At 66.8% G+C, this 20859-nt stretch carries 16 protein-coding genes; 4 read left to right on the forward strand and 12 right to left on the reverse strand.

Going from position 1 to position 20859, the window contains the following annotated elements:
- Positions 1–89: 89 nt before the first annotated feature.
- Together AC56LR_RS16170 and AC56LR_RS16175 are read left to right on the forward strand one after the other, a co-directional pair.
- The gene (locus AC56LR_RS16170; RefSeq protein ID WP_497131845.1) at positions 90–1604 is read left to right on the forward strand and encodes a peptide MFS transporter; all 1515 of its coding nucleotides are present in this window, start codon (positions 90–92) and stop codon (positions 1602–1604) included.
- A 171-nt stretch (positions 1605–1775) separates the two neighbouring features.
- A complete protein-coding gene (locus AC56LR_RS16175; RefSeq protein WP_497131846.1) occupies positions 1776–2960 on the forward strand; it encodes a pyridoxal phosphate-dependent aminotransferase in 1185 nt (394 codons plus the stop codon).
- A 10-nt stretch (positions 2961–2970) separates the two neighbouring features.
- On the opposite strand, the gene AC56LR_RS16180 is transcribed toward AC56LR_RS16175, so the two are convergent.
- The 4 genes from AC56LR_RS16180 to AC56LR_RS16195 form a co-directional block, all read right to left on the reverse strand.
- Positions 2971–4311 (reverse strand): hybrid sensor histidine kinase/response regulator, encoded by a 1341-nt coding sequence (locus tag AC56LR_RS16180; protein WP_497131847.1) that lies wholly within the window; start codon positions 4309–4311, stop codon positions 2971–2973.
- 57 nt (positions 4312–4368) lie between these two features.
- Positions 4369–5838 (reverse strand): ATPase domain-containing protein, encoded by a 1470-nt coding sequence (locus AC56LR_RS16185; protein WP_497131848.1) that lies wholly within the window; start codon positions 5836–5838, stop codon positions 4369–4371.
- Positions 5839–6225, reverse strand: a complete 387-nt coding sequence (locus tag AC56LR_RS16190; RefSeq protein WP_497131849.1) for a hypothetical protein — start codon at positions 6223–6225, stop codon at positions 5839–5841.
- A gap of 106 nt (positions 6226–6331) precedes the next feature.
- Positions 6332–6568, reverse strand: a complete 237-nt coding sequence (locus AC56LR_RS16195) for a hypothetical protein (protein WP_497131850.1) — start codon at positions 6566–6568, stop codon at positions 6332–6334.
- Positions 6569–6638: 70 nt separating this feature from the next.
- Here AC56LR_RS16195 and AC56LR_RS16200 point away from each other — a divergent pair, with 70 nt between their 5' ends.
- Positions 6639–8225: a DUF885 domain-containing protein gene (locus AC56LR_RS16200; protein ID WP_497131851.1), complete on the forward strand. Its 1587-nt coding sequence runs from the start codon at positions 6639–6641 to the stop codon at positions 8223–8225.
- Positions 8226–8302: 77 nt separating this feature from the next.
- Here the strand turns inward: AC56LR_RS16200 and AC56LR_RS16205 are convergent, their stop codons facing one another.
- From AC56LR_RS16205 to AC56LR_RS16235, 7 genes are all read right to left on the reverse strand, one after another.
- A complete protein-coding gene (locus AC56LR_RS16205) occupies positions 8303–8788 on the reverse strand; it encodes a hypothetical protein (RefSeq protein ID WP_497131852.1) in 486 nt (161 codons plus the stop codon).
- Entirely contained in the window at positions 8788–9324 is a 537-nt protein-coding gene (def, locus tag AC56LR_RS16210) for a peptide deformylase (RefSeq protein WP_497131853.1), read from the reverse strand. Before def ends, AC56LR_RS16205 begins: the two co-directional genes overlap by 1 nt.
- Complete coding sequence (gene galU, locus AC56LR_RS16215; protein WP_497131854.1) at positions 9321–10214, reverse strand: UTP--glucose-1-phosphate uridylyltransferase GalU; 894 nt, start codon at positions 10212–10214, stop codon at positions 9321–9323. The genes def and galU overlap by 4 nt, the downstream gene beginning before the upstream one ends.
- A gap of 20 nt (positions 10215–10234) precedes the next feature.
- Positions 10235–12580, reverse strand: coding sequence for an NAD-dependent DNA ligase LigA (ligA, locus tag AC56LR_RS16220; RefSeq protein WP_497131855.1), 2346 nt, complete (start codon positions 12578–12580; stop codon positions 10235–10237).
- An 18-nt stretch (positions 12581–12598) separates the two neighbouring features.
- Positions 12599–13774, reverse strand: a complete 1176-nt coding sequence (locus AC56LR_RS16225) for a cell division protein ZipA C-terminal FtsZ-binding domain-containing protein (RefSeq protein WP_497131856.1) — start codon at positions 13772–13774, stop codon at positions 12599–12601.
- On the reverse strand, positions 13771–17298 hold the full coding sequence (smc, locus tag AC56LR_RS16230; RefSeq protein WP_497131857.1) for a chromosome segregation protein SMC: 3528 nt from the start codon (positions 17296–17298) through the stop codon (positions 13771–13773). Before smc ends, AC56LR_RS16225 begins: the two co-directional genes overlap by 4 nt.
- Before the next feature lie 107 nt (positions 17299–17405).
- Complete coding sequence (locus AC56LR_RS16235) at positions 17406–19616, reverse strand: DUF1631 family protein (protein WP_497131858.1); 2211 nt, start codon at positions 19614–19616, stop codon at positions 17406–17408.
- Positions 19617–19897: 281 nt separating this feature from the next.
- On the opposite strand from AC56LR_RS16235, the gene AC56LR_RS16240 reads away from it, so the two are divergent.
- Positions 19898–20113 carry a hypothetical protein gene (locus AC56LR_RS16240; protein ID WP_497131859.1) on the forward strand — a complete coding sequence of 72 codons (216 nt, stop codon included), beginning with the start codon at positions 19898–19900 and terminating at the stop codon, positions 20111–20113.
- A gap of 88 nt (positions 20114–20201) precedes the next feature.
- Here the strand turns inward: AC56LR_RS16240 and AC56LR_RS16245 are convergent, their stop codons facing one another.
- Complete coding sequence (locus AC56LR_RS16245; protein WP_497131860.1) at positions 20202–20762, reverse strand: ATP-dependent Clp protease proteolytic subunit; 561 nt, start codon at positions 20760–20762, stop codon at positions 20202–20204.
- Positions 20763–20859 lie beyond the last annotated feature (97 nt).

A 20859-nucleotide genomic window follows, 5' to 3' on the forward strand; every position in this document is an offset into this window, starting at 1 on the left:
CACTGTCAAGATTGCTTCTTCCATGCGGCTCGCGTAGCATCGCGCGGTCGCCGGGACACCGGCAGAGAAAAATAATCCAAGGGAGACCAATGAAGAACGACATTCCGCTGGCGGCTGGCCAGGGAGTGAGCCAAACGCGCTCATTCATGACCGTGGCGCTGATCGAACTGTGGGAGCGTTTCGGCTACTACGGCATGCAGGCGCTGATCGTGTATTTCATGGTGCAGCGCCTCGGCTTCGAGGACAGCCGCGCCAACCTGGTATGGGGCGCGGCGGCGGCCCTGATCTACGTGGCGCCGGCCATCGGCGGCTGGATCGGCGACCAGGTGCTGGGCACCCGCCGCTGCATGGTCCTGGGCGGCTTGATCCTCACCCTCGGCTATTGCCTGATGGCGGTACCGACCACCAATACCTGGATGACCTTCTCGGCGCTGGGCGTGATCGTGGTCGGCAACGGCCTGTTCAAGCCGAACACCGCCAACCTGGTTCGCAAGATCTATGAAGGCGACGACTCCAGGATGGACAGCGCCTTCACCCTGTACTACATGGCCGTGAACGTCGGCTCGACCTTCTCGATGCTGGCCACGCCCTGGATCAAGGACTACGTCAACGCCACCTACGGCGGCAACCTTGGCTGGCACGTGGCCTTCGCCGTGTGCAGCGTCGGCCTGACCATCGGCCTGCTGACTGTTGGCGTGCTGCGCAAGAGCGTCAAGCATATCGGCTCGCCGCCGGACGCCCGCCCGCTCGACAAAGCCAAGCTGCTGGCCGTGCTGGCCGGTGGCGTGGTGGCGGTGGCGGCATCGGCCGTCATCCTCGAATACCAGGACCTGGCGCGCGCCTTCGTCTACATTGCCGGCATCGTGGTGCTGGGAATTTTCTTCCACCTGATCCGCAGCAGCGCACCGAGCGAGCGCGCCGGCCTGATCGCCGCGCTGGTGCTCACCCTGCAGACCGTGTTCTTCTTCATCTTCTACCAGCAGATGTCGACCTCGCTGTCGCTGTTCGCTCTGCGTAACGTCGACCTGGAGTTCACGGTACTGGGCAGCCACCTGTGGACCTGGTCGCCGGCGCAGTTCCAGGCGCTCAACGCCATCTGGATCATGGTCCTGAGCCCCGTGCTGGCCCTGATCTACACCCGCGCCGGCAGCAGCGGCAAGGACTTGTCGATCGCCGCCAAGTTCGCACTCGGTTTCGCGGTGGTGGCGGCCGGCTTCTTCACCTATGGCGTGGCCGGCCAGTTCGCAACGAACGGCCTGACCTCGTCCTGGATCATGATCGCCGGCTACGGGCTGTATTCGCTGGGCGAGCTGCTGGTGAGCGGCCTGGGACTGGCGATGATCGCGCGCTACGTGCCGGCGCGCATGGGCGGCTTCATGATGGGCGCCTACTATGTCGGCGTCGGCATCTCGCAATACCTGGGCGGCGTGGTGGCGAACATCGCCAGCGTCCCGCGCGACATGGTCGACCCGCTGCAGACGCTGCCGGTGTACACGAACCTGTTCAACAAGCTGGGCATCGCGGCGATCGTGTGCACGCTGATTGCGCTGGCGGCGCTGCCGCTGATGCGCAGGTTGACGGCGACGCACCACGCGCACCAGTAACACGTAGGGTGGGCGGGGTAATTTCGGGCAATGCCCGGAATTACAAACGCCCGCGCGTTCAAATCCGGTCGAGAAGAAGCGACGCGATTTTTCACAGGATGGTTGAACGCGCGGGCGGCGAAGCCGCCCACCCTACGGTAAGATGGCGGATCAGATTTTACGGATACCGGCATGCTCACCCCCCACGCCCTCCAGGTAGCCCAGCGCGTCCACGCCATCGAACCCTTCCGCGTCATGGAAATGGTCAAGGCGGCCAATGAGATGAAGCGCAGCAGCATCGACGTCATCAGCATGAGTGTCGGCGAGCCCGACTTCACCGCGCCCGAGATCGTGGCGCAGGCCGCGATCGACGCCATCCGCGGCGGCATCACCCAGTACACCGACTCGCTCGGCCTGCGCGAGCTGCGCGAGGCGATTGCCAAGCACTACGCCGCCGTGCATGGCCTGGACATCGATCCGCGCCGCATCGTCGTCACGGCCGGGGCCTCGGCAGGGCTGCTGCTGGCCTGCGCGGCGCTGGTGGCCGAGGGCGACGAAGTGCTGATGCCCGACCCCTGCTATCCCTGCAACCGCCATTTCGTGTCCAGCTTCGGCGGCAAGCCGGTCTTGATTCCCGCGTCCAGCGAGGACCGCTACCAGCTCAGCGCCGCCCACGTCGACGCCCACTGGAGCGCGCGCAGCCGCGGCGTGCTGGTCGCTTCGCCCTCGAACCCGACCGGCACCTCGATGACTCCTGGCCAGCTGCGCGACATGCTCGCCGCGGTGCGCCGCCGCGGGGGTTTTGCCATCATCGACGAGATCTACCAGGGCCTGACCTACGACCACCAGCCCGTCAGTGCGCTGGCGCTCGACAGCGAGGTCATCACCGTCAACAGCTTCTCGAAATACTTCAGCATGACCGGCTGGCGCCTGGGCTGGCTGGTGGTGCCGGACGCGCTGGTGCCCACGTTTGAAAAGCTGGCGCAGAACCTGTTCATCTGCGCCCCGACCGTGGCCCAGCAGGCAGCCCTGGCCTGCTTCACTCCGGAGGCGCTGGGCATTTATGAGGAACGCCGGCGCGAATTCCAGCGCCGCCGCGATTACCTGGTGCCGGCCCTGCGCGAGCTCGGCTTCCAGGTGCCGGTGATGCCGGACGGGGCCTTCTACGTGTATGCGGACATCAGTGGGCTACAACATGCGCACAAGGACGACAGCACGGCGTTCGCCTGGTCGCTGCTGCGCGAGGCCCATGTGGCGATCGTGCCGGGCGACGATTTCGGGTTTGCGGCGCCGAGCCGCCACGTACGGTTCTCGTACGCGACGCGGCTCGAGCGCATCGAGGAAGCGGTAGCGCGCATGGCGCGCGTACTCAAGTAACAGGGATGGCTCAGGCGCCCTGCCGGGCTTCGCGCACTTCGCGCGCCTCGGCCACCAGTTCGAGCAGGGCATCCGGCGCCGCGGGCTTGACCAGGTAGCGGTTGAAGCCCGCTTCGATCGCGCGGTCGCGGTCTTCGCACTGGCCGTAGCCCGACAGCGCGATGGCGAAGGGCTGGTCGCCCTGCCGGGTGCTGCGCAGCTGCTCCATCACTTCCAGCCCATCGATGCCCGGCAAGCCGATGTCGCAGATCACGATATCGTAGGGCCGCGCCTGTGCGGCAGCCAGTCCGGCATGGCCGTCATAGGCGACCATCACCTCGTGGCCGGCCAGCTCGAGCAGCGCGCGCAGGGTGTCGCAGGCGTCCACGTTGTCTTCGATGAGCAGGATGCGGCAGGCGTCTTCGGCTGCGCTGGGGCCCGCCGGCACATCGAGTGCGGGGGCGTCGGCGCAGGACAGCGGCAGGCGCACCGTGAAGGTGCTGCCCTGCCCCTCGCCGCGGCTGGCGGCGGCTACTGTTCCGCCATGCATGCTGACCAGGTTGCGCACCACGTTCAGGCCGATGCCAAGGCCGCCTTCGGAGCGCGCCAGCGAGCGCGGGCCCTGGATGAACAGGTCGAAGATTTGCGGCAGCATCTCGGCCGAGATGCCGGTGCCGTTGTCGCCCACTTCGACCACGACCTCGTCCCCGGCGCGCCAGGCGCGCAGCACGATGCGCCCGCCGTTGCCGGTGTATTTCGAGGCGTTGCCGAGCAGGTTGGCAAACACCTGGGTCAGGCGCACCGGGTCGCCTTCGATGGCCAGCGGCAGCTCGGGCAACTCGACCTCGAGCTGCTGGCCGCGTTCGCGGATGCGCGGCGCGACCGTTTCGACGGCCTGGTCGAGCGCGGCGGAAAGCGCCAGCGGGCGCACCGCCAGCGTGATCTTGCCGCTGCTGATGCGGGCGGCGTCGAGCAGGTCGTCGAGCAGGCGCGCCATGTGGTCGACCTGGCGCCGCACCACGCCGGCCACGTGGCCCAGCTGGCTCGTCGAGCCGGAGGCGCCGATGCTCTGCAGCAGGCTGGCCGACATGGAGAGCGGCGCGAGCGGGTTGCGCAGCTCGTGCGCCAGCATGGCGAGGAATTCGGTCTGGCGGCGGTTGGTGGCTTCGGCCAGCTCGCGCAGCGACTGCGCGCTGACGGTGGCCATCACCAGGTTCTCGTTGGCCTCGCGCAGCTGCGCGATCTGGCCTTCGAGTCGGTCGCGTTCGCGCACCAGGATGCGGGCATGCGAGAGTTCGGCCTCGAGCACCGCGATGCGGTGGTGCAGGTCCTGCTCGCACAGCAGGCCGCCAAGCGTAGGTTCGTCGTCCATCAGGAAACGTTGTTCAGAGCCGGCAGTCGATTCATCGTACGTTCCCATGACGTGAGCTCATTCGCCCGAATTCGCGTGGTCGGCGCGTCCGAACAGGATCCCGTTGACGGGGGCGGCGATCGGATCGATGTCGATGCCCTCGTTGGTAATGCGGTATTCGCGCAGGTCGGGACTATGGCTGCTGCCGCGTACCTTGACCACCGCCATGTAGCGGCGCACCTGGCCATCCGCCTCGGCATAACGCATCGCCACGATGGCGTCCGTGATATAGGACATGTCGCCGCGCGCAAAATTCATGTTGCGCGTACGCTCGTCCAGGCCGATGGTGAGCAGCACGGTTACGCCGCGCCTGGCCAGGCTGCTCAGCATGCGGAACACCCCTTCGCGCAGGTTGCGGATGCATTCCGGCGCCAGGTAGAGCGGCACTTCGGACAGCGAATCGATCACGACGCGACGCGCGCCGGTGCGGTCGATGGCCGACAGCAGCTCGTCTTCGAGTTCTTCCATCGTCAGGTCGAGATGGCGGCTCTCGACCACCGTCACCTGGCCCGCACGGATCATCGCGGCCATTTCGGCATTGCGCAGGCGCGCCGTGCCCTTTTCGAAGGACAGCACGACACCGGCCTCGCCACTGGCGACGCCGGCCTGGAGGAAGCGCGTGCCCATGATGGTCTTGCCGCAACCGGTCGGCCCGACGGCCAGTATCGAATGGCCTTGCGGCAGGCCGCCGTGCAGCAGGTCGTCCAGGCCCGGGGTGCCGGTCGCGATCCGCTTCGGATCGGTATCGACCGGCGCGCCTTCGTGCAGGTCGGCCGCCAGCGGCGGCAGCAGGCGTGGATAGATGCGCAAGCCGTCCGAGGTGATGCGGAAGGTGTGCGAGCCGCCCATGTGGGCCTGGCCGCGCATCTTGACCACGCGGATCTTGCGCACCACAGCGTCGCCTTCTTGCTGCTGGCTCATGGCCAGCATGCCGTCGGCCACCGTCATGATCGGATTGGCCTCGACCTCGTTCTGCTGGTATTCGCCGATCAGGAAGGTGGTCGCCATCCAGCTCGTCATGCGCGTGCCGAGCTCCTGCACGAAATACTGCAGGTCGCTGGCGCCCTCGCTGCCTGGGCGGCCGGTCTGGATCACGGAACGGAAGGAATCGACGAACACCAGGCTCGGGGCGAAGTCCTCGACTTCCTTGGTGATGCGTTCGAGCACGCCGCTGAAGTCGCCCGCGCGCAGGTCGGCGGTGAGGTTGACGTAGCGGATCGAGGTGCCGACCTTGTCCATGTCGAAGTAGGAATACTGCTGCTGGTAGCGCAGCATCTTCAGCGGAGGCTCGCCCAGCACCGTGAAGAACAGCGCGCGCCGGCTTGGGCCGGCCAGCGCGAACATGATCTGGTGGGCCATCGTCGTCTTGCCGCAGCCCGGAGCTCCGCTGATAACGTTGAACGAAAACTCGTTCAAGCCGCCGCCCAGGAGAACATCCAGCCCCGGTACGCCCGTTGCCAATTTCCCCAAGGTCACTTTATCGGTCATTTATTTCTGCTCCTGTACATTCGTCGGCTCGTCAGCACTGCCTGTCGCTGACGCGAGCAGGCGCTGGGTCAGCGCCTCTCCGATGAGCGTTGCGAGTAGTTGGGTGAAGGTCTGCAGCAAGCTGCCGTTGGCGGCGGCGGCCCGTCCCGACTCGACCGCAGCGAGGCGTTCGGCCAGCAGGTCGAAGAGCTGCTCGGGAGACCGGCAAGGCTGTGGCGGGGCCAGCCAGGCGTGATCGGGACCGACCATGTGGACGGCGCGCCCGAACAGGGCGCAAAACCCGCTCTCGCCGATCAGCGGACAAAGCTGCAGCGCGATGCGCCGCCAGGGCTGCAATAATTCGTCGCTCCCCGGGGTCAGGTCAAGCGCGCCCTTGCTGGTGGTCATGTCGTCGTCAAGGAACAATGAATACGGATGGTGATTGCCGCTGCGTGTCGCTCGGCCCCCGGCCGGGGGCACGGGTGGCCGCCAAGGCAGGCCGGTCCATCGCGGATTATACCTTGCCGACAAAGCAAATTGTCTTTTCTGCCAACAACAATCCGGAAACATGTTCATTCGTGCCAATTTGCGACATCCCCGCTAAGATAGGTATCGCCGAGCAATGTTGCTCATTGAAACGCGGGGAAACCATGATTAAAGAATTGGGCGCCGTACTGCCGACAGCTTGTGTACTGCTGAGCCTTGCCATTTCTCCTGCGGAAGCAGCCACGAGCGCGGATACGCGTTTCAAGATAATCTACACGAAAGAGTGGAAATGGCGCGTCACGGAACGGCTCGCCCGAGCCGATGACGACCGCGGCGTGAGCGCCTCGATGGCGCGGGTCGATGCACCTGCGCAGGACGCGCGCCGGCGCTACTGGGAAGGCATCCTGAAGGAACTCGACGCGATCCGCCCCGCCGACCTGTCCCCCGGCGAGCGGGTCAATTTCGCCGTCTACCGCGCCCAGGTTGCCTCCCTGCTCGACGCCCAGCGCTTCCGCGAATACGAGCAGCCGGTCAATGCCGACAGCGCCTTCTGGACCGACGTCACCTTCGGCGCGCGCCGTCCGTTCAAGACGCTCGAGGATTACCGCAACTACCTCAAGCAGCTGGCCGCCCTGCCCGGCTATTTCGCGCAGGAGACGGACAACATGCGCGCCGGGCTGGCGCGCGGCTTCACGCCGCCACGGGTCACGCTCAGCGGGCGCGAGGTCGCACTGAGCTCGATCATCGATGCGAAGACGCCGCAGGAGACGGTGTTCTTCACGCCCTTCAAGACCTTCCCGGCATCGGTGCCGGCGGACGAGCAGGAGGCCTTGCGGGCGCAGGCCGCCGCGCTAATCCGCGATGCGGTGCAGCCGGCCTACCGCAGCGTGCTGGCCTTCTTCCGCGACGAATACGTGCCGAAGGCGCGCACCACGCTCGCGGCCACCAGCATGCCGGGGGGCCAGGCCTATTACCAGTCGAAGATCGTCGAGTTCACCACCACCAATCTCAGTGCGGACCAGATCCACAGCATCGGCCTGGCCGAGATGGCGAAGATCCGCGCCGAAATGCACGGGATCATGAAGAAGGTGAAGTTCGAGGGCGACCTGCCGGCCTTCCTGCAATTCCTGCGCACCGACCCGCAGTTCTATGCCAAGACTCCGCAGGAACTGCTGATGCGCGCTGCCTGGACCGCCAAGAAATTCGACGCCAAGGCCGACCAGTATTTCGGCTACCTGCCGCGCCGCCGCTTCGCGATCCTGCCGGTGCCCGATGACCAGGCCCCGTTCTACACGGCCGGCCGCGGCGGCCCGGGCAGCTATTGGGTCAACACCTACAACCTGCCGGCGCGCGCGCTCTACAGCCTGCCGGCCCTGACCCTGCACGAATCGGCGCCGGGCCACGCCTTCCAGATGCCGGTGGCGCAGGAACAGAAAGGCATACCCAACTTCCGCCGCGCCTACATCTCGGCCTTCGGCGAAGGCTGGGCGCTGTACGCCGAGCGCCTCGGCACCGAGATGGGCATCTACGAAACGCCGTACGAGGAGTTCGGCATGCTCAGCTACCAGGCCTGGCGCGCGTCACGGCTGGTGGTCGATACCGGCATCCACGCCAAGGGCTGGACCCGCGAGCAGGCGCAAAGCTATCTGATGGAAAACACCGCGCTGTCGAAGCACGAAGTCGAGACGGAAGTGGACCGCTATATCTCGTGGCCGGGGCAGGCGCTGTCGTATTACCTCGGTCAGATGGCGATCCAGGAAGCGCGGGCGCGGGCGGAGAAGGCGCTGGGGGCGAAGTTCGATATCCGGAACTTCCACGATACGGTGCTGCAGCTGGGATCGGTGCCGCTGCCGGTGCTGCAGCAGCGGATCGATGTGTTCATTACGGAAGGGGGCAAAAGCCCTTACCCGAAGGAGTCGTAATTCGTAGGGTGGGCGGGTCTCCCGCCCGCGCGTCCAAACCCAGCCCGCAGACACGCTGGCATGATTTGAACGCGCGGCTATTCAAAGACCTTCAATTTCAGCTGCACCGACACCCCGCCATACAAGCGATCGCGGTAGGTCGGAATAATCCCCACATTCACCCCCACCCGCCGGTACTCGTAGGTCAGCGTCGGTATCGCCGCCGGAAACCAGCCGCCGCGGCGCATGTTCGGGTAGCCGTCGAAAGCCGCCAGCGCCAGTCCGGCCCGCACCGGCCCCAACGCATACGGCTGCCAGATCACGCCCGCGTAATTCGACCATTGCCGGTCGCTGTTATGAAAGCGCCCAGCGGTTGCGGCCATGGTGCCGCTGAAACGGTATTCAAACGCGAGGCCCTTGTTGGCCCCGTTCAGGTGCTTGTCGCTGTCGAAGTGGGCCGTGGCGAAACCGGAGTCGAGCCAGAACTCGCTTCTCGGCGCCGGGTCGATTTTCGTGAACCAGTCGCCGGCATGCGCGCCAGGCGCAGCCAGGAGCAGCGCCGCTGCGATCAAGGATGCGCGCATCAATCGTCCGCCTTCGAAACGAGCCCCGGGAACATCACCTCGGTGAAGCCGAATCTGGAAAAATCGCGGATGCGCATCGGGTAGAGGATGCCGAGCAGGTGGTCGACCTCGTGCTGCACCACGCGCGCATGGAAGCCCTCGGCGTCGCGCACGATCGGCCTGCCGTACTGGTCGACGCCTTCGTAATTCAGCCTGGTGTAGCGCGGAACGCTGCCGCGCAGGCCCGGCACCGACAAGCAGCCTTCGAAGCCCTCTTCCATCTCGCTTGACACCGGCGTGAGCACCGGATTGATCAGCACGGTCTCCGGCACCGGCGGCGCGTCCGGGTAGCGGCCGTTCTGGGCGAACCCGTAGATCACCAGTTGCAGGTTGACGCCGATCTGGGGCGCGGCCAGGCCGGCGCCGTTGGCCGCATGCATGGTCTCGAACATGTCGGCGATCAGGGCATGCAGTCCGGGCGTATCGAACTCGGTGACCTTCTCGGCCACGCGCAGCAGGCGCGGGTCGCCCATGCGCAGGATCTCGCGTACGGTCATGGCAGCTTTCCTTGTTCCAGCAATGCGGCAAGGCTGGCGCGGAAGCCCGCGCCGGTTTCCGGGTGCTTCAGCCCCATCGCGGCGGTGGCCTGCAGGTAGCCGAGCTTGGAGCCGCAATCGTAGCGCTGGCCTTCGTAACGGTAGGCCAGCACGCGCTCGGCCTGCATCAGCGCGGCGATGCCGTCGGTGAGCTGGATTTCGCCGCCGGCGCCGGTGCCCAGGTGTTCGAGGTAGCTGAAGATGGAGCCCGACAGCACATAGCGGCCGACCACGGCCAGGGTCGAGGGTGCAAGCTCGGGCGCCGGCTTCTCGACGATTTCCGACACGACTTCGAGGCCCGGTCGGTAGCTGTCGGCCTTGACGATGCCATACTGGCGCGTGTGTTCGCGCGCGACGTCCTGCACCGCAAGGATGCTGGAACGCTCGTAGGAATACAGATCGGTCATCTGCGCCAGCACCGGTCTGGTCCCAAGCGGGGTATCCATGAAGTCGTCCGCCAGCAGCACGGCGAAGGGCTCGTCGCCGATCACGGGACGCGCGCACAGCACCGCATGGCCCAGGCCCAGCGGCGCCGACTGGCGAATATAAATGCAGGTGACGTTCTTCGGGATCACGCCGCGCACGACCTCCAGCAGCGCATGCTTGCCGGCCGCTTCCAGCTCGGCCTCGAGCTCGTAGGCCTTGTCGAAATGGTCCTCGATGGCGCGCTTGTTGCGGCCGGTGATGAAGACCAGCTCGGTGATGCCGGCGGCCACGGCTTCTTCCACCGCGTACTGGATCAGCGGCTTGTCGACGATCGGCAGCATTTCCTTGGGCTGCGCCTTGGTGGCGGGCAGGAAGCGGCTGCCGAGGCCAGCCACGGGGAATACGGCTTTGCGGATCAGGGTCATGGGTTCACCTCCGTGTTTCATCAAGCTTCGAGCAAGGCCAGCAGGCCTGCTTCGTCCAGCACGGTGACGCCGAGTTCTTCCGCCTTGGCGAGTTTGCTGCCCGCCTCGGCGCCGGCGACCACGTACGAGGTTTTCTTCGATACCGATCCGCTCACCTTCCCGCCGGCCGCTTCGATCATGGCGCCGGCCGCATCGCGGCTCAGGGTCGGCAAGGTGCCGGTCAGGACGAAAGTCTTGCCGGAGAAGCGGCCCTCGACTTGCGGGGCTTCTTCTGGCAGTTGCGCCAGCAGTCCGGTGCGCAGTTGCGCCAGCGCGGCAAGCCGCCCGCGGTTGCCCGGCCGAGCCATCCATTCTTCCAGCGAATCAGCCACCGTGGCCGGCAGGCCGAAGACCTTGAACACGTTCAGGTGGCTGAGCGAGTCGAGCGTCTGGCCCGCCGCGAGCAGCTGGCGCGCGCGCGGCTCGGTGAGCTTCGGGATGCCGAGGGCCGCCAGCAGGTTGACTTCTTCCAGCTTCTCACGCAAGGCCGGCCTGGGCGGATGCTCGCCCTGCGGCGATACGCCGGCGGCCAGCAGCGCATTGATCGCCTGCTGGTTTTTTTCTTCCGCGAAGAATTCGGCGATGGCCTCGGCGACGGTGCCGCCGATGTCGGGCAGCACGCGCAGCAGCGCGGCGGGCGCCTGGCGCACCAGGTCGAAGCGGCCCAGCCAGTCGGCCAGGGTCTTGGCGGTCGACTCACCCACGTGGCGGATCCCGAGCGCGAACAGCAGGCGCTCGAGCGGCGGGTTCTTGCTGGCGGCGATGGCCTCCAGCAGGTTGTCGGCCCACTTGGTGGCCACCTTCCCGTTCTTGACGGTCTCCGGGGTGGTCCCTTCGCGCTCGTCGGCGAGCCGTTTCATCTTCAGCAGGTCGTCCAGCGTGAGCTTGTACAGGTCGGCCACGCCATGAATCAGGCTGCATTCGACCAGGCTGTCGATATAGCGGTCGCCCAGGCCTTCGATGTCCATCATGCGCCGGCCCGCGAAGTGGCGGATCGCTTCCTTGCGCTGGGCCGCGCAGCTCAAGCCGCCGGAGCAGCGGGCAACCGCCTCGCCCTCTTCGCGCACGACGTGCGAGCCGCAGACCGGGCAGGTCCTGGGCAAGACATAGCGCGCAGGCTCGGGCGCCGGGCGGCGCTCCAGCACCACGGCCAGCACCTCGGGAATGACGTCGCCCGCGCGGCGCACGATCACGGTGTCGCCCACGCGCACGTCCTTGCGCAGGACTTCGTCTTCGTTGTGCAGGGTCGCGTTGGTGACGGTCACGCCGCCGACCGATACCGGCACGAGGCGGGCCACCGGCGTGATGGCGCCGGTGCGGCCCACCTGGACGTCGATGGCCGTGACTTCGGTCAGCGCTTCTTCGGCCGGGAACTTGTGGGCCAGCGCGAAGCGCGGCGCGCGCGAGACGAAACCGAGCTGCGCCTGGTCGGCCACCCGGTCCACTTTATAGACCACGCCGTCGATCTCGTAGGGCAGGCTGCTGCGGCGCTCGCCCACGGAGCGATAGAAATCGAGCAGGCCGTCTCGCCCCTGCACGATGGCGCGTTCTTTCGCCACCGGCAGGCCCAGGCGCACGAACCAGTCCAGCACCCCGGAATGCGTCTCGGGCAGCTCGGCGCCCTCGAGCAGCCCGATGCCATACGCGAAAAAGCGCAGCTTACGCTGGGCCGTGATGCGCGCGTCCAGCTGGCGCAGGCTGCCCGCCGCCGCATTGCGCGGGTTGGCGAATTCCTTTTGCCCGGCCTCCCGCTGGCGCGTATTCAGGCTGGCGAAATCGGCTTTGAACATCAGGACTTCGCCGCGCACTTCCAGCACGGCCGGGATATCGTCGCCATGCAGGCGCAGCGGGATCACCCGGACGGTGCGGATATTCGCGGTCACGTCCTCGCCCGTATAGCCGTCGCCGCGGGTGGCGGCCTGCACGAACAGGCCGTTCTCGTAGCGCAGGCTGATTGCCAGGCCGTCGAATTTCAGTTCGGCGTTATAGGCCACCTGCTTCGCTTCCAGGCCTTCGCGCACGCGGCGGTCGAAATTGTCGACGTCGTCAATTTCGAAGCCGTTGTTCAGCGAGAGCATCGGCACCGAGTGCGTGACCTGCCTGAATTCGGGGATGGGCGCGGCGCCCACGCGCGAGGTCGGCGAATCGCTGGTGACCGCCTCGGGGTGCGCGAGCTCGAGCTCCTGCAGCTCCCGGAACATGCGGTCGTACTCGGCGTCGGGGATGGTCGGCGCATCGAGCACGTGGTAGTTGTAGATGTGGCGGTTCAGTTCCTCGACCAGCCACGCCATCCGCGCCGGCGGGCCGGCCTGCTTCGTCACGCTCATCGTTGCCTGGCCTTTCGCTTATACGAACAGGCGCAGCGCGCGGGTGGACCCGGCCGGGATGTCCGCCGCTTCCATCTCCTGGTAGAACTCCCCTACCTGGCCCTTGATCTCGTCCAGCGCTTCGTCCGACAGCGGCTGCTCGAAATCGTCGACGATGGTGGCGTCCAGGCGCAGCACCAGCTCCTTGGCACACTTGACCATCGCGCCGAAGCCGTCGCGCGCCGGGGCCACGCAAGGCACGTCCAGCAGCAGGGTCAGGCGGCTGGTCGCATCCGCGCCCAGGGTGACATTGGTCGACAGCGTGAACAGCACGCCGCCCTGGCCATCAGGCATCGAGAAGCGGCCGTCCGGGCGCACGTCGAAGCCCTGCTTTTCCAGCGCCCCGATCAGGGTCGTGACCTGCCATGCTTCGCCGTTGGCGGCCAGGTTCACGCCCAGCTGGGCGTCGTGGCCCGCGACGAAGCGGTGCAGCGTGCGTGCTTCGCTCATCACTTCGATCATGTCCGGCACTTCCGGCTCGGCGCCGATCTCGTCGGCCACCGCGCGCAGGCGGGTCACCAGTTCGGAATACTCGATTTCGTTCAGGGCCGTGGTGCGGGTCGCCATCTGCACGCCGGCCTGCAGCTTGGTGTACACGCCGCCATGGACGATCGGTTCCCAGTCGCCGCTGACGGCAAAGCCGATGTAGTGGATCGGCTTGTTGCCGACCCGGCGCAGTTTTTGCAGGGCCGGCAGGATCTTGTCGCCGCGGACCGCGCCTTCGAAGTTCAAGGGGATCAGGCAGTCGATCAGCGGATCGACCAGGCTTTCGGCCAGTTCGGCCGGCGGGGTGTTCGGCAGGGTGCCGGGCAGCGGCGCCACCGGCGCGTTCGAGGCGGCGGCATAGCTCGCGGCCGGGGCAGCCGGCGCAGGTGTGACCGAAGGCCCGTCGGCCGGCGGCGCGCCGCGGCCCGGGACGGACAGCTCGGGGTCGACGTCGAGCGGCGCCAGCGGCGTTTCCGCGCCGAGGTCGAGCACCGGCTCCTGGCGCTCGACGGGGGTGTCGCCGCTGCGCATCAGGACGTCGTCATGGTCCGAGGCAAAAGCGCGTTCGACGCTCTTGCGGGCCTTGTACTCCTGCCACTTGTTGTAAGAGATGACGCCGACGACGAAGACGCCGCCCGCTGCGATCAGGCTCATTTGGAAATCAGTCATGCTGCTTGTGCCTCAGTAGCGAAGTTCGCGGCGGACTCCATGTCCACCGCCACGATGCGCGATACGCCCTGCTCCTGCATCGTCACACCGATCAGTTGGTTGGCCATCTCCATCGCGATCTTGTTATGCGAGATGAAGAGGAATTGGGTATGTTCGGACATGCGCTTGACCATGCGGCAGAAGCGCTCGGTATTGGCGTCGTCCAGTGGCGCGTCAACCTCATCCAACAGGCAGAATGGCGCCGGGTTCAGGCGGAACATCGAAAACACCAGGGCGGTGGCGGTCAGCGCCTTTTCACCGCCCGAGAGCAGGTGGATGGTCGCGTTCTTCTTGCCCGGCGGCTGGGCCATCACCTGCACGCCGGAGTCCAGGATCTCGTCGCCGGTCATCACCAGCTTGGCGTTGCCGCCCCCGAACAGGATCGGGAACAGTTCCGAGAAGTGGGTGTTGACCCGGTCAAACGTATCCTGCAGCAGGTCGCGCGTCTCGCGGTCGATGCGGTGGATCGCGTCTTCCAGCGTATTGATGGCTTCCTGCAAATCGTTGTTCTGCGAATCGAGATAGCGCTTGCGTTCGGTGGCCTGGGCCAGCTCGTCCACCGCCGCCAGGTTGACCGCCCCCAGCGCGGCGATGGCATTGGTCAGGCGCGTGACCTCGCCTTGCAGGTATTGGGGCTTGAGCTCCGGGTTGAGCTTCTCCGCCAATACCGCTTCGTCCGCGCCGGTGGAGGCCAGCGCTTCGGCAAACTGCTCCTGGTTCAGGCGCGCGGCCTGTTCCTTGAGCTGCATCTCGGTGATGCGGTCGCGCTGCGGCTGCAGGCTTCGCTCGTTGCCCATCCGCGCTTCTTCCGCCTGGCGCAGCTGGAGCGTGATCTGATCGAGTTCATGGCGGGCGTCCGACAGCGCGCGCTCCTGGGTGGTGCGGCGGTCCAGTAATTCCTGCAGGCCTTCATGGGCGGTGCCCGCTTCCAGCGCTTCGAGTTCGAGCTTGCCGGCGCCAAGGCTGGCGCCCACCTGCTCGGCCTGGCCACTGGCGGTGGCGATGCTGCGGCGCAGCTCCTCGATCTTGCTGCGCTGCGCACGCTCCGCGAATTGCGCCTCCTGGGCGCTGCGTTCCAGGTCGCGCAGCTTCTGGCGCGCGTCGGCCAAGGCCTGTTCCTTGTCCATGAAGGCGGTCTGGCCGTCTTCGTGGGCGCCCTGCAGCTCCGCCAGCTCCATATCGAGCTGCTCGAATTCCTGCTCGGCCTCGGCCGCGGCCTGGCGCTGCTCCGCTTCCTGCGCGGCGATCTCGGACAGGTCGGCTGCGATCTGGCCGCTCCTCTGGTTGAAGCGCGCTTCGATCTCGCTTTGCTTGAGGACCTCGATCTGCAGGGCATGCACTTCGCGCTGCAGCATCCCGGAGCGCTGGCGCGCATCCTGCAAGCGGCGCGTCAATTCGCTCACGGCGGCGTCGGCGCGCGTGGCGCGGCTGCGCGCTTCGTCCGCCAGCAGCGCCTGGGCCCGCAACTGCTTGCCGGTGTTCTCGATGTCGTGCTGGCGCGCCAGCATGCCGTCCTGCTCGGCGTCCGGCGCGTGAAAGCGCACGCTCGACTGCGTGACCAGGTGGCCCTGGCGCGTGACGAAGCTGCCGCCCTGCGGCAGGCGCGCACGCATGGACAGCGCTTCGGCGGCGTCCTGCGCCACGTAGACGTGGTGCAGCCAGTCATTGAGCACGCCGCGCACGCCCGGATCGTTCAGGCGCAGCAGGCTCGCAAAAGGTTTCAGGCCGGGGGTGTCGTCGACCGCGGCAGGCGCAGTCGGCGCCGGCGAATACAGGGCCAGGCGCGCCGGCGGGGTATCGCCGAAGAAGCCGTTGGCCCAGTCCAGGTTCGACATTTCCAGGGCGCCGGCGCGCTCGCGCAGCACGGCTTCGAGTGCGGTTTCCCAGTCTTCTTCGACGTCGAGCTTTTGCCACAGGCGCGGCAGGCCGGCCAGCTCGTGCTTTTCCAGCCAGGGCTGGACCTTGCCCTGGGTTTGCACGCGGTCCTGCATCTGGCGCAAGGCTGCCAGGCGCGCGTCCAGCTTGGCGGAGGCGCTCGACTCCTGCTGGACCTGGGCGTGCGCCTCGCGGCGTTCGGCCTCGACCGCCTCCTGGCGCGCGCTGGCTTCGTCCAGCAGCATGGTCTGCTCTTCGAGCGCCATCTGCTTTTCCTCGAGTTGCTGGCGCAGGTTGTCGAGGGTGGCGCCGTCGGGCAGGTTCAGGGTATTGCGCTCTTGCTGCAGGCGCTCGCGCCGTGAAGCCAGGTTGGTCAGGATGCTTGATGCGTTACGCTGGTGGGCGCTGGCCAGCTCGATGCGCTGCTGTACACCCATGATGCGGGCGCGCGATTCGTTGGAGCGCTCCTGGCTCTCGCGCCACGCGGTTTCGAGTTCGGGCACGCGCTCGCCGTGCGCCTCCACCGCCATCTGGGCCGCTTCGGCGCGCGCGCCGAGTTCTTCCAGCGTGAATTCGGCTTCCTCGAGCTGCTCCTGGTATTCCTGGCGCTGCGCCAGCCATTGGTCGCGTTGCGCGGTGAGCGTGCCGAGCTGGTTCTGCAGCCGGGTGCGCGACTCGACCACGAACTTGATCTGCGCCTCCAGGCTGCCGATCTCGGAATTGGTCTGGTACAGCGCGCCCTGGGCCGTGTGCAGGCGGTCGCCGGTGGCGAAATGCGACTGGCGCAGGTGCTCGAGGTCGAGCTCCACGCTGCGCAGCTTGGCGGTCTGGGCTTCGAGCTCGGTCTGGGCTTCTTCCATCTCGCGGAAATAGCGCAGCTGCTCGGTCTTCGCTTCGTTCTTGCGCAGCAGCCAGAGCAGCTTCTGCTTTTCTTCCTGGTCCGCCTGCAGCTGGTGGAAGCGGTTGGCCACCACGGCCTGGGCTTCGAGCTTTTCCAGGTTGGCGTTCAGCTCGCGCAAGATGTCCTCGACCCGCAGCAGGTTCTCGCGCGTATCGGACAGCCGGTTTTCGGTCTCGCGGCGGCGCTCCTTGTACTTGGACACGCCGGCCGCTTCTTCGAGGAAGACCCGGAGCTCTTCCGGGCGCGACTCGATGATGCGCGAAATCATGCCCTGGCCGATGATGGCGTAGGCGCGCGGACCGAGGCCGGTGCCGAGGAAAATGTCCTGGATGTCGCGCCGGCGTACCGGCTGGCCGTTGATGTAATAGGTGGAAGTGCCGTCGCGCGTGAGGGTGCGCTTGACCGCGATCTCGGCATACTGGCCCCACTGCCCCGCGGCCTTGCCGTCGCTGTTGTCGAACACCAGCTCGACCGAGGCGCGGCCCGAAGGCTTGCGGTAGGTGGAGCCGTTGAAGATCACGTCCTGCATCGACTCGCCGCGCAGCTCGGAGGCCTTGGATTCGCCCAGCACCCAGCGCACGGCGTCGATGATGTTCGACTTGCCGCAGCCGTTCGGGCCGACCACGCCGACCAGCTGGCCGGGCACCTGGAAATTGGTGGGATCGACGAAAGACTTAAATCCCGACAATTTGATGGAGGAGAGGCGCACGTTGCTTCGGTGGCTAATGAGTCGTCAAAGACCGCATCATACCATCTGTTGCTTGCTTTTCGGCCAAGATGCAAGCTTGCGAAGCAGGCAATTGTTTGCCTTCCGTTTCAGCCGGCGCGCTCGGCCAGCATCGGGTCGTTCATGGCGGCTTCGCCGGCGGCCTGGGTCAGCACCCGGCCGACCACGCCCTCCGGCGCCAGCACCCGGATACTGCCGGTGCGGAAGGACTCGAGCAGGCGCTCGGCCGGCAGTGAAAACGCTTCCTGGCGGCCCGCGCCGGAGAAGATGAACAGGGTGCGCAGCGGGCTGACCCAGGCCAGTTTCACCTTGCGCACGCCGCTGCTCCCGGTGAATTCGACGCGCATGCCGCGCTCCAGGCTCGCCAGGGTGGCGGCGGCCGGATCAAGCGCCATCTCCTCTTCTTCCTGCGCGCCGGCCTGTTCGACGGCGATGCGGCGCAGGGCGTCCAGCTGGGCCGCCTCCACCGCCAGCTCCAGCTGGCGGTCGGGCGCGAGCTCGATCGGGGCGCGCACGATCGTCGCATGGCATTCGGCCAGCTCGGCGAAGAACTGCAGGCGCTCGGCGTCCTGCCATTTGACGGCGTCGAGCCATTTGTTCAGGGTAGTGAGCAGGCCTGGGAGGCGCGCGATCAGGGCCTTGCGCCCTTCCTGCGTGGTCTTGGGCTTGACGCTCCAGACCAGGTCGTCCATGGCGCGGGTGGCGTTGTCGACCGCGCCCGGCTTGCTGTCCTCGATGGTGTAGGCCAGCGTCAGCACCGGGGTCCAGCGCTGTTCCAGGAAGGCGCCGACCACGGCGACCACGTCTTCGCCGGCCAGGCGCAGCGCCACCGCCTTCCTGGCCGAGCGGCCGGCGGCGGCCTGCTTTTCCTGGCGCGTGGCCTGGGCGATCGGCCCGGCGATCGCCGCCTGCTGGGCGTGCTCGCGTTCGGCGATGCTCGCCTCCAGGTCGGCCACGGCGGCGGCGAAAGCTTCCGGCTGCCCCCCGCGGCCTACCTTCTCCACGCTGCTGCGCATGGCGCGGAACACCGGATCGTCCGGGCTGCCCGGCTGCTCCCAGCCCACGTTCGACAGCAGGTCGAGCATGCGCCGCGCCGGATGGGTTTCTTCGAAAAAGAAGCTGCGGTCGTGCAGCGCGGCCTTCAGCACCGGCACCTGCAGGAAGGCGATCAGCTCGCGCGTCTCCTGTGGAATCGCCTCGTCCAGCAGCACGGTCTCGAAGATGCGCGACAACAGGTCGAGCGTGGTTTCATCGCCGCGCGACAGGCTGCCCTGGGGGAGGCTTTGCTTGAGGCGCGGCAGGTAGAACACCTCCTGCGCCTGGCCGCCGGATGCGAAGCCGGCGGCGAATTTCTCCAGCATGCCCATCAAGGGCGCCGCCTGGCCGGGCAGCGGCGCCGCGAAGCCGGCTGCCGGGGACGACACCGTTGCCGGTCCCGCAGCAAAGCCGGCCGCGCCGCTGGGACGCCAGCCGCCGCTGCCCTGCGGCAGGTTGGCGATCAGCGGAATATCGAGTTCGGCGCTCTGCCCCGCGTCGGCCGCGCCGAACAGCTGGCGCAGTTGCTGCGAGACGGCGGCGTCGCGCCGGGCCCGCGCCGCCCGGGCGCTGGCGCTGTCGTCGGTCTTGGCGAAACGCTCGCCATCATGTCGGGACGCGCGCGCCGGCTTGAGCCTGTCGTTCAGGGCCGCCAGCAGCGGCCCGAGGTCAAACACGAGGCCGGGACGCAGCAGCGGCATGAGCAGGCCATGGGCCTGCGGGTCGGGCTCGAACTCGCACCAGGCGTCCTGGATCGCGCGCAGGAAGACTTCGGGACGGAAGGGATTGTGCGCCGCGCGCACCAGTTCGCGGCCCAGCAGCATGCCGAGCCGCACGCCCAGGCTGGCCAGCGCTTCGGACTGCTGCAGGTCGAACGGGCGGCTGGTGCCGGCAAAGGCGAGCTGGCTGTCGACTTCTTCGAGGGGAACCAGGCTCAATGTCACCGGGGCGGCTGGCGCCGTCTTGAGCCCGGGCGCCAGCTGCGCGGCTTCCTTCTTCAACGCCGCTTCGATGGCGGCCGAGGCCAGGTGCACGAAGACGTAGGCGTTCTCTTTCAGCAGGTTGCCCGAGCGGATCCGGATGCCGGCCTGCTGCGGATCCAGGCCGGCCGCGGTCATGTCGAGCAGCGCCGACACGATGCGGGCGGCCATGTCCTTCAGGCCGTCGGCGGCCTGGCGCGCCGCGATACCGACGAGCTCGTCCAGCGTCGCCTGCTGCGTGGCGGCGGCCTTGCGGACGGCAGATGTCTGGGTCGGGCTGGACATGGGGTCGACGATGGGGGGTATCCCTGCATTCTGCCACAATATTTCCAACTAGCAACTAAAAAAATGAACAAGGGCATTGATCCGTTCGGCATGTCGTATCGCGCCGACACATCGACCCTAAATAATGCCTTGAGTATGTCGGCGGCTGTCCTACACTGGATCACGCTGTGATCCGATACCGATCGTCAGGACCGGCCCGCATGATGGGTCGACCGGAATTGCTGCGGTATCGATCCGCAGCTCGGCAACCAGCTATTTTCCCACATTGAAAGGACATCTTCATGGCCTCGAATCAAGGAAAGAAGGGCTCGCGTTCGGGCTCCCAGAGTGGCAGCCAGCAAAGCAGTAACAGCGCCGGCAGCAGCAGCAGTGGCAGCAAGCAGTCCGGTTCGGGCTCGGGTTCGGCATCGGGTAGCGGCGCCGGCACCCGCGGCGGCACGCCGGAGCAGCACGCGGAAGCCGGTCGCCAAAGCCACAAGAACGACAAGAAGCGCTGACGCAAGTCATCCGGGCAGGCCCTCAACTGCCCGGGACAGCGCAAGACTCCAGCCCGCCCTCACCCGATGGCGGGCTTTTCATTGGGCCTCAGATATTGCGCAGCACCGCGCCCTTGGGCGGCTTGAAATCGGCGATGTCGTGCACCAGCCCTGCCGCTTTCGCGTCGCGCGAATTCAGGTGCAGGTCGGAGTACTGGTGGATGGCCCACTGCTCGGGCGTGAGCTCTACCGACTTGCGCAGCAGCGTCTCGGTGCGCGCATCGTCGGCGCGCAGGCCTTCGACGATGATGTTGAGCGCATCCGGGCGCGAACCGGGCGAGGCCGTCGCGTGCGACTTGTGCACCATGAAGCGGGCCGTCTCGCTGCAATAACGCCGGGTCCCGGCCAGGAACAGCGTGACGGCGATCGACGCGACCGCGCCGCCGTTGTACATCACGAAGGTGATCGGGGAATTGGCCAGGAAATTATGCAGGCACAGGCCGTCGCTGACATAGCCGCCGTTGGACTGCACCATGACGTGGGCCGTCTCGATGCCGTCTTCGGTCATGGCGGACACTGCCTCGAACACGCGGTGCACCATGTCGCTGTTGACGTCCCCGGACAGGGTAAACCAGGCTTCCTTCGGTCCTTGCGCTTTGTCTTCGCTCATAGTCTTTTCCCACTGCAAAGTATGTAAGTTAAGTGTAGCAAAACAGGTGCAAACCCTCCGCCTGCCCTGCACCAATAGTGCGCAGCAATACTTTTCA

The organism is Telluria sp. ZT3P39 (assembly GCF_059685935.1).

Bases quoted from the DNA above. Each gene is read 5' to 3' on its own strand.
- AC56LR_RS16180 (WP_497131847.1), bottom strand. From the start codon at position 4,311: ATGGACGACGAACCTACGCTTGGCGGCCTGCTGTGCGAGCAGGACCTG.
- AC56LR_RS16190 (WP_497131849.1), bottom strand. From the start codon at position 6,225: ATGACCACCAGCAAGGGCGCGCTTGACCTGACCCCGGGGAGCGACGAA.
- AC56LR_RS16240 (WP_497131859.1), top strand. From the start codon at position 19,898: ATGGCCTCGAATCAAGGAAAGAAGGGCTCGCGTTCGGGCTCCCAGAGT.
- AC56LR_RS16235 (WP_497131858.1), bottom strand. From the start codon at position 19,616: ATGTCCAGCCCGACCCAGACATCTGCCGTCCGCAAGGCCGCCGCCACG.
- def (WP_497131853.1), bottom strand. From the start codon at position 9,324: ATGACCGTACGCGAGATCCTGCGCATGGGCGACCCGCGCCTGCTGCGC.
- AC56LR_RS16175 (WP_497131846.1), top strand. From the start codon at position 1,776: ATGCTCACCCCCCACGCCCTCCAGGTAGCCCAGCGCGTCCACGCCATC.
- AC56LR_RS16205 (WP_497131852.1), bottom strand. From the start codon at position 8,788: ATGCGCGCATCCTTGATCGCAGCGGCGCTGCTCCTGGCTGCGCCTGGC.
- AC56LR_RS16185 (WP_497131848.1), bottom strand. From the start codon at position 5,838: ATGACCGATAAAGTGACCTTGGGGAAATTGGCAACGGGCGTACCGGGG.
- galU (WP_497131854.1), bottom strand. From the start codon at position 10,214: ATGACCCTGATCCGCAAAGCCGTATTCCCCGTGGCTGGCCTCGGCAGC.
- AC56LR_RS16170 (WP_497131845.1), top strand. From the start codon at position 90: ATGAAGAACGACATTCCGCTGGCGGCTGGCCAGGGAGTGAGCCAAACG.
- AC56LR_RS16225 (WP_497131856.1), bottom strand. From the start codon at position 13,774: ATGACTGATTTCCAAATGAGCCTGATCGCAGCGGGCGGCGTCTTCGTC.
- ligA (WP_497131855.1), bottom strand. From the start codon at position 12,580: ATGAGCGTGACGAAGCAGGCCGGCCCGCCGGCGCGGATGGCGTGGCTG.
- AC56LR_RS16245 (WP_497131860.1), bottom strand. From the start codon at position 20,762: ATGAGCGAAGACAAAGCGCAAGGACCGAAGGAAGCCTGGTTTACCCTG.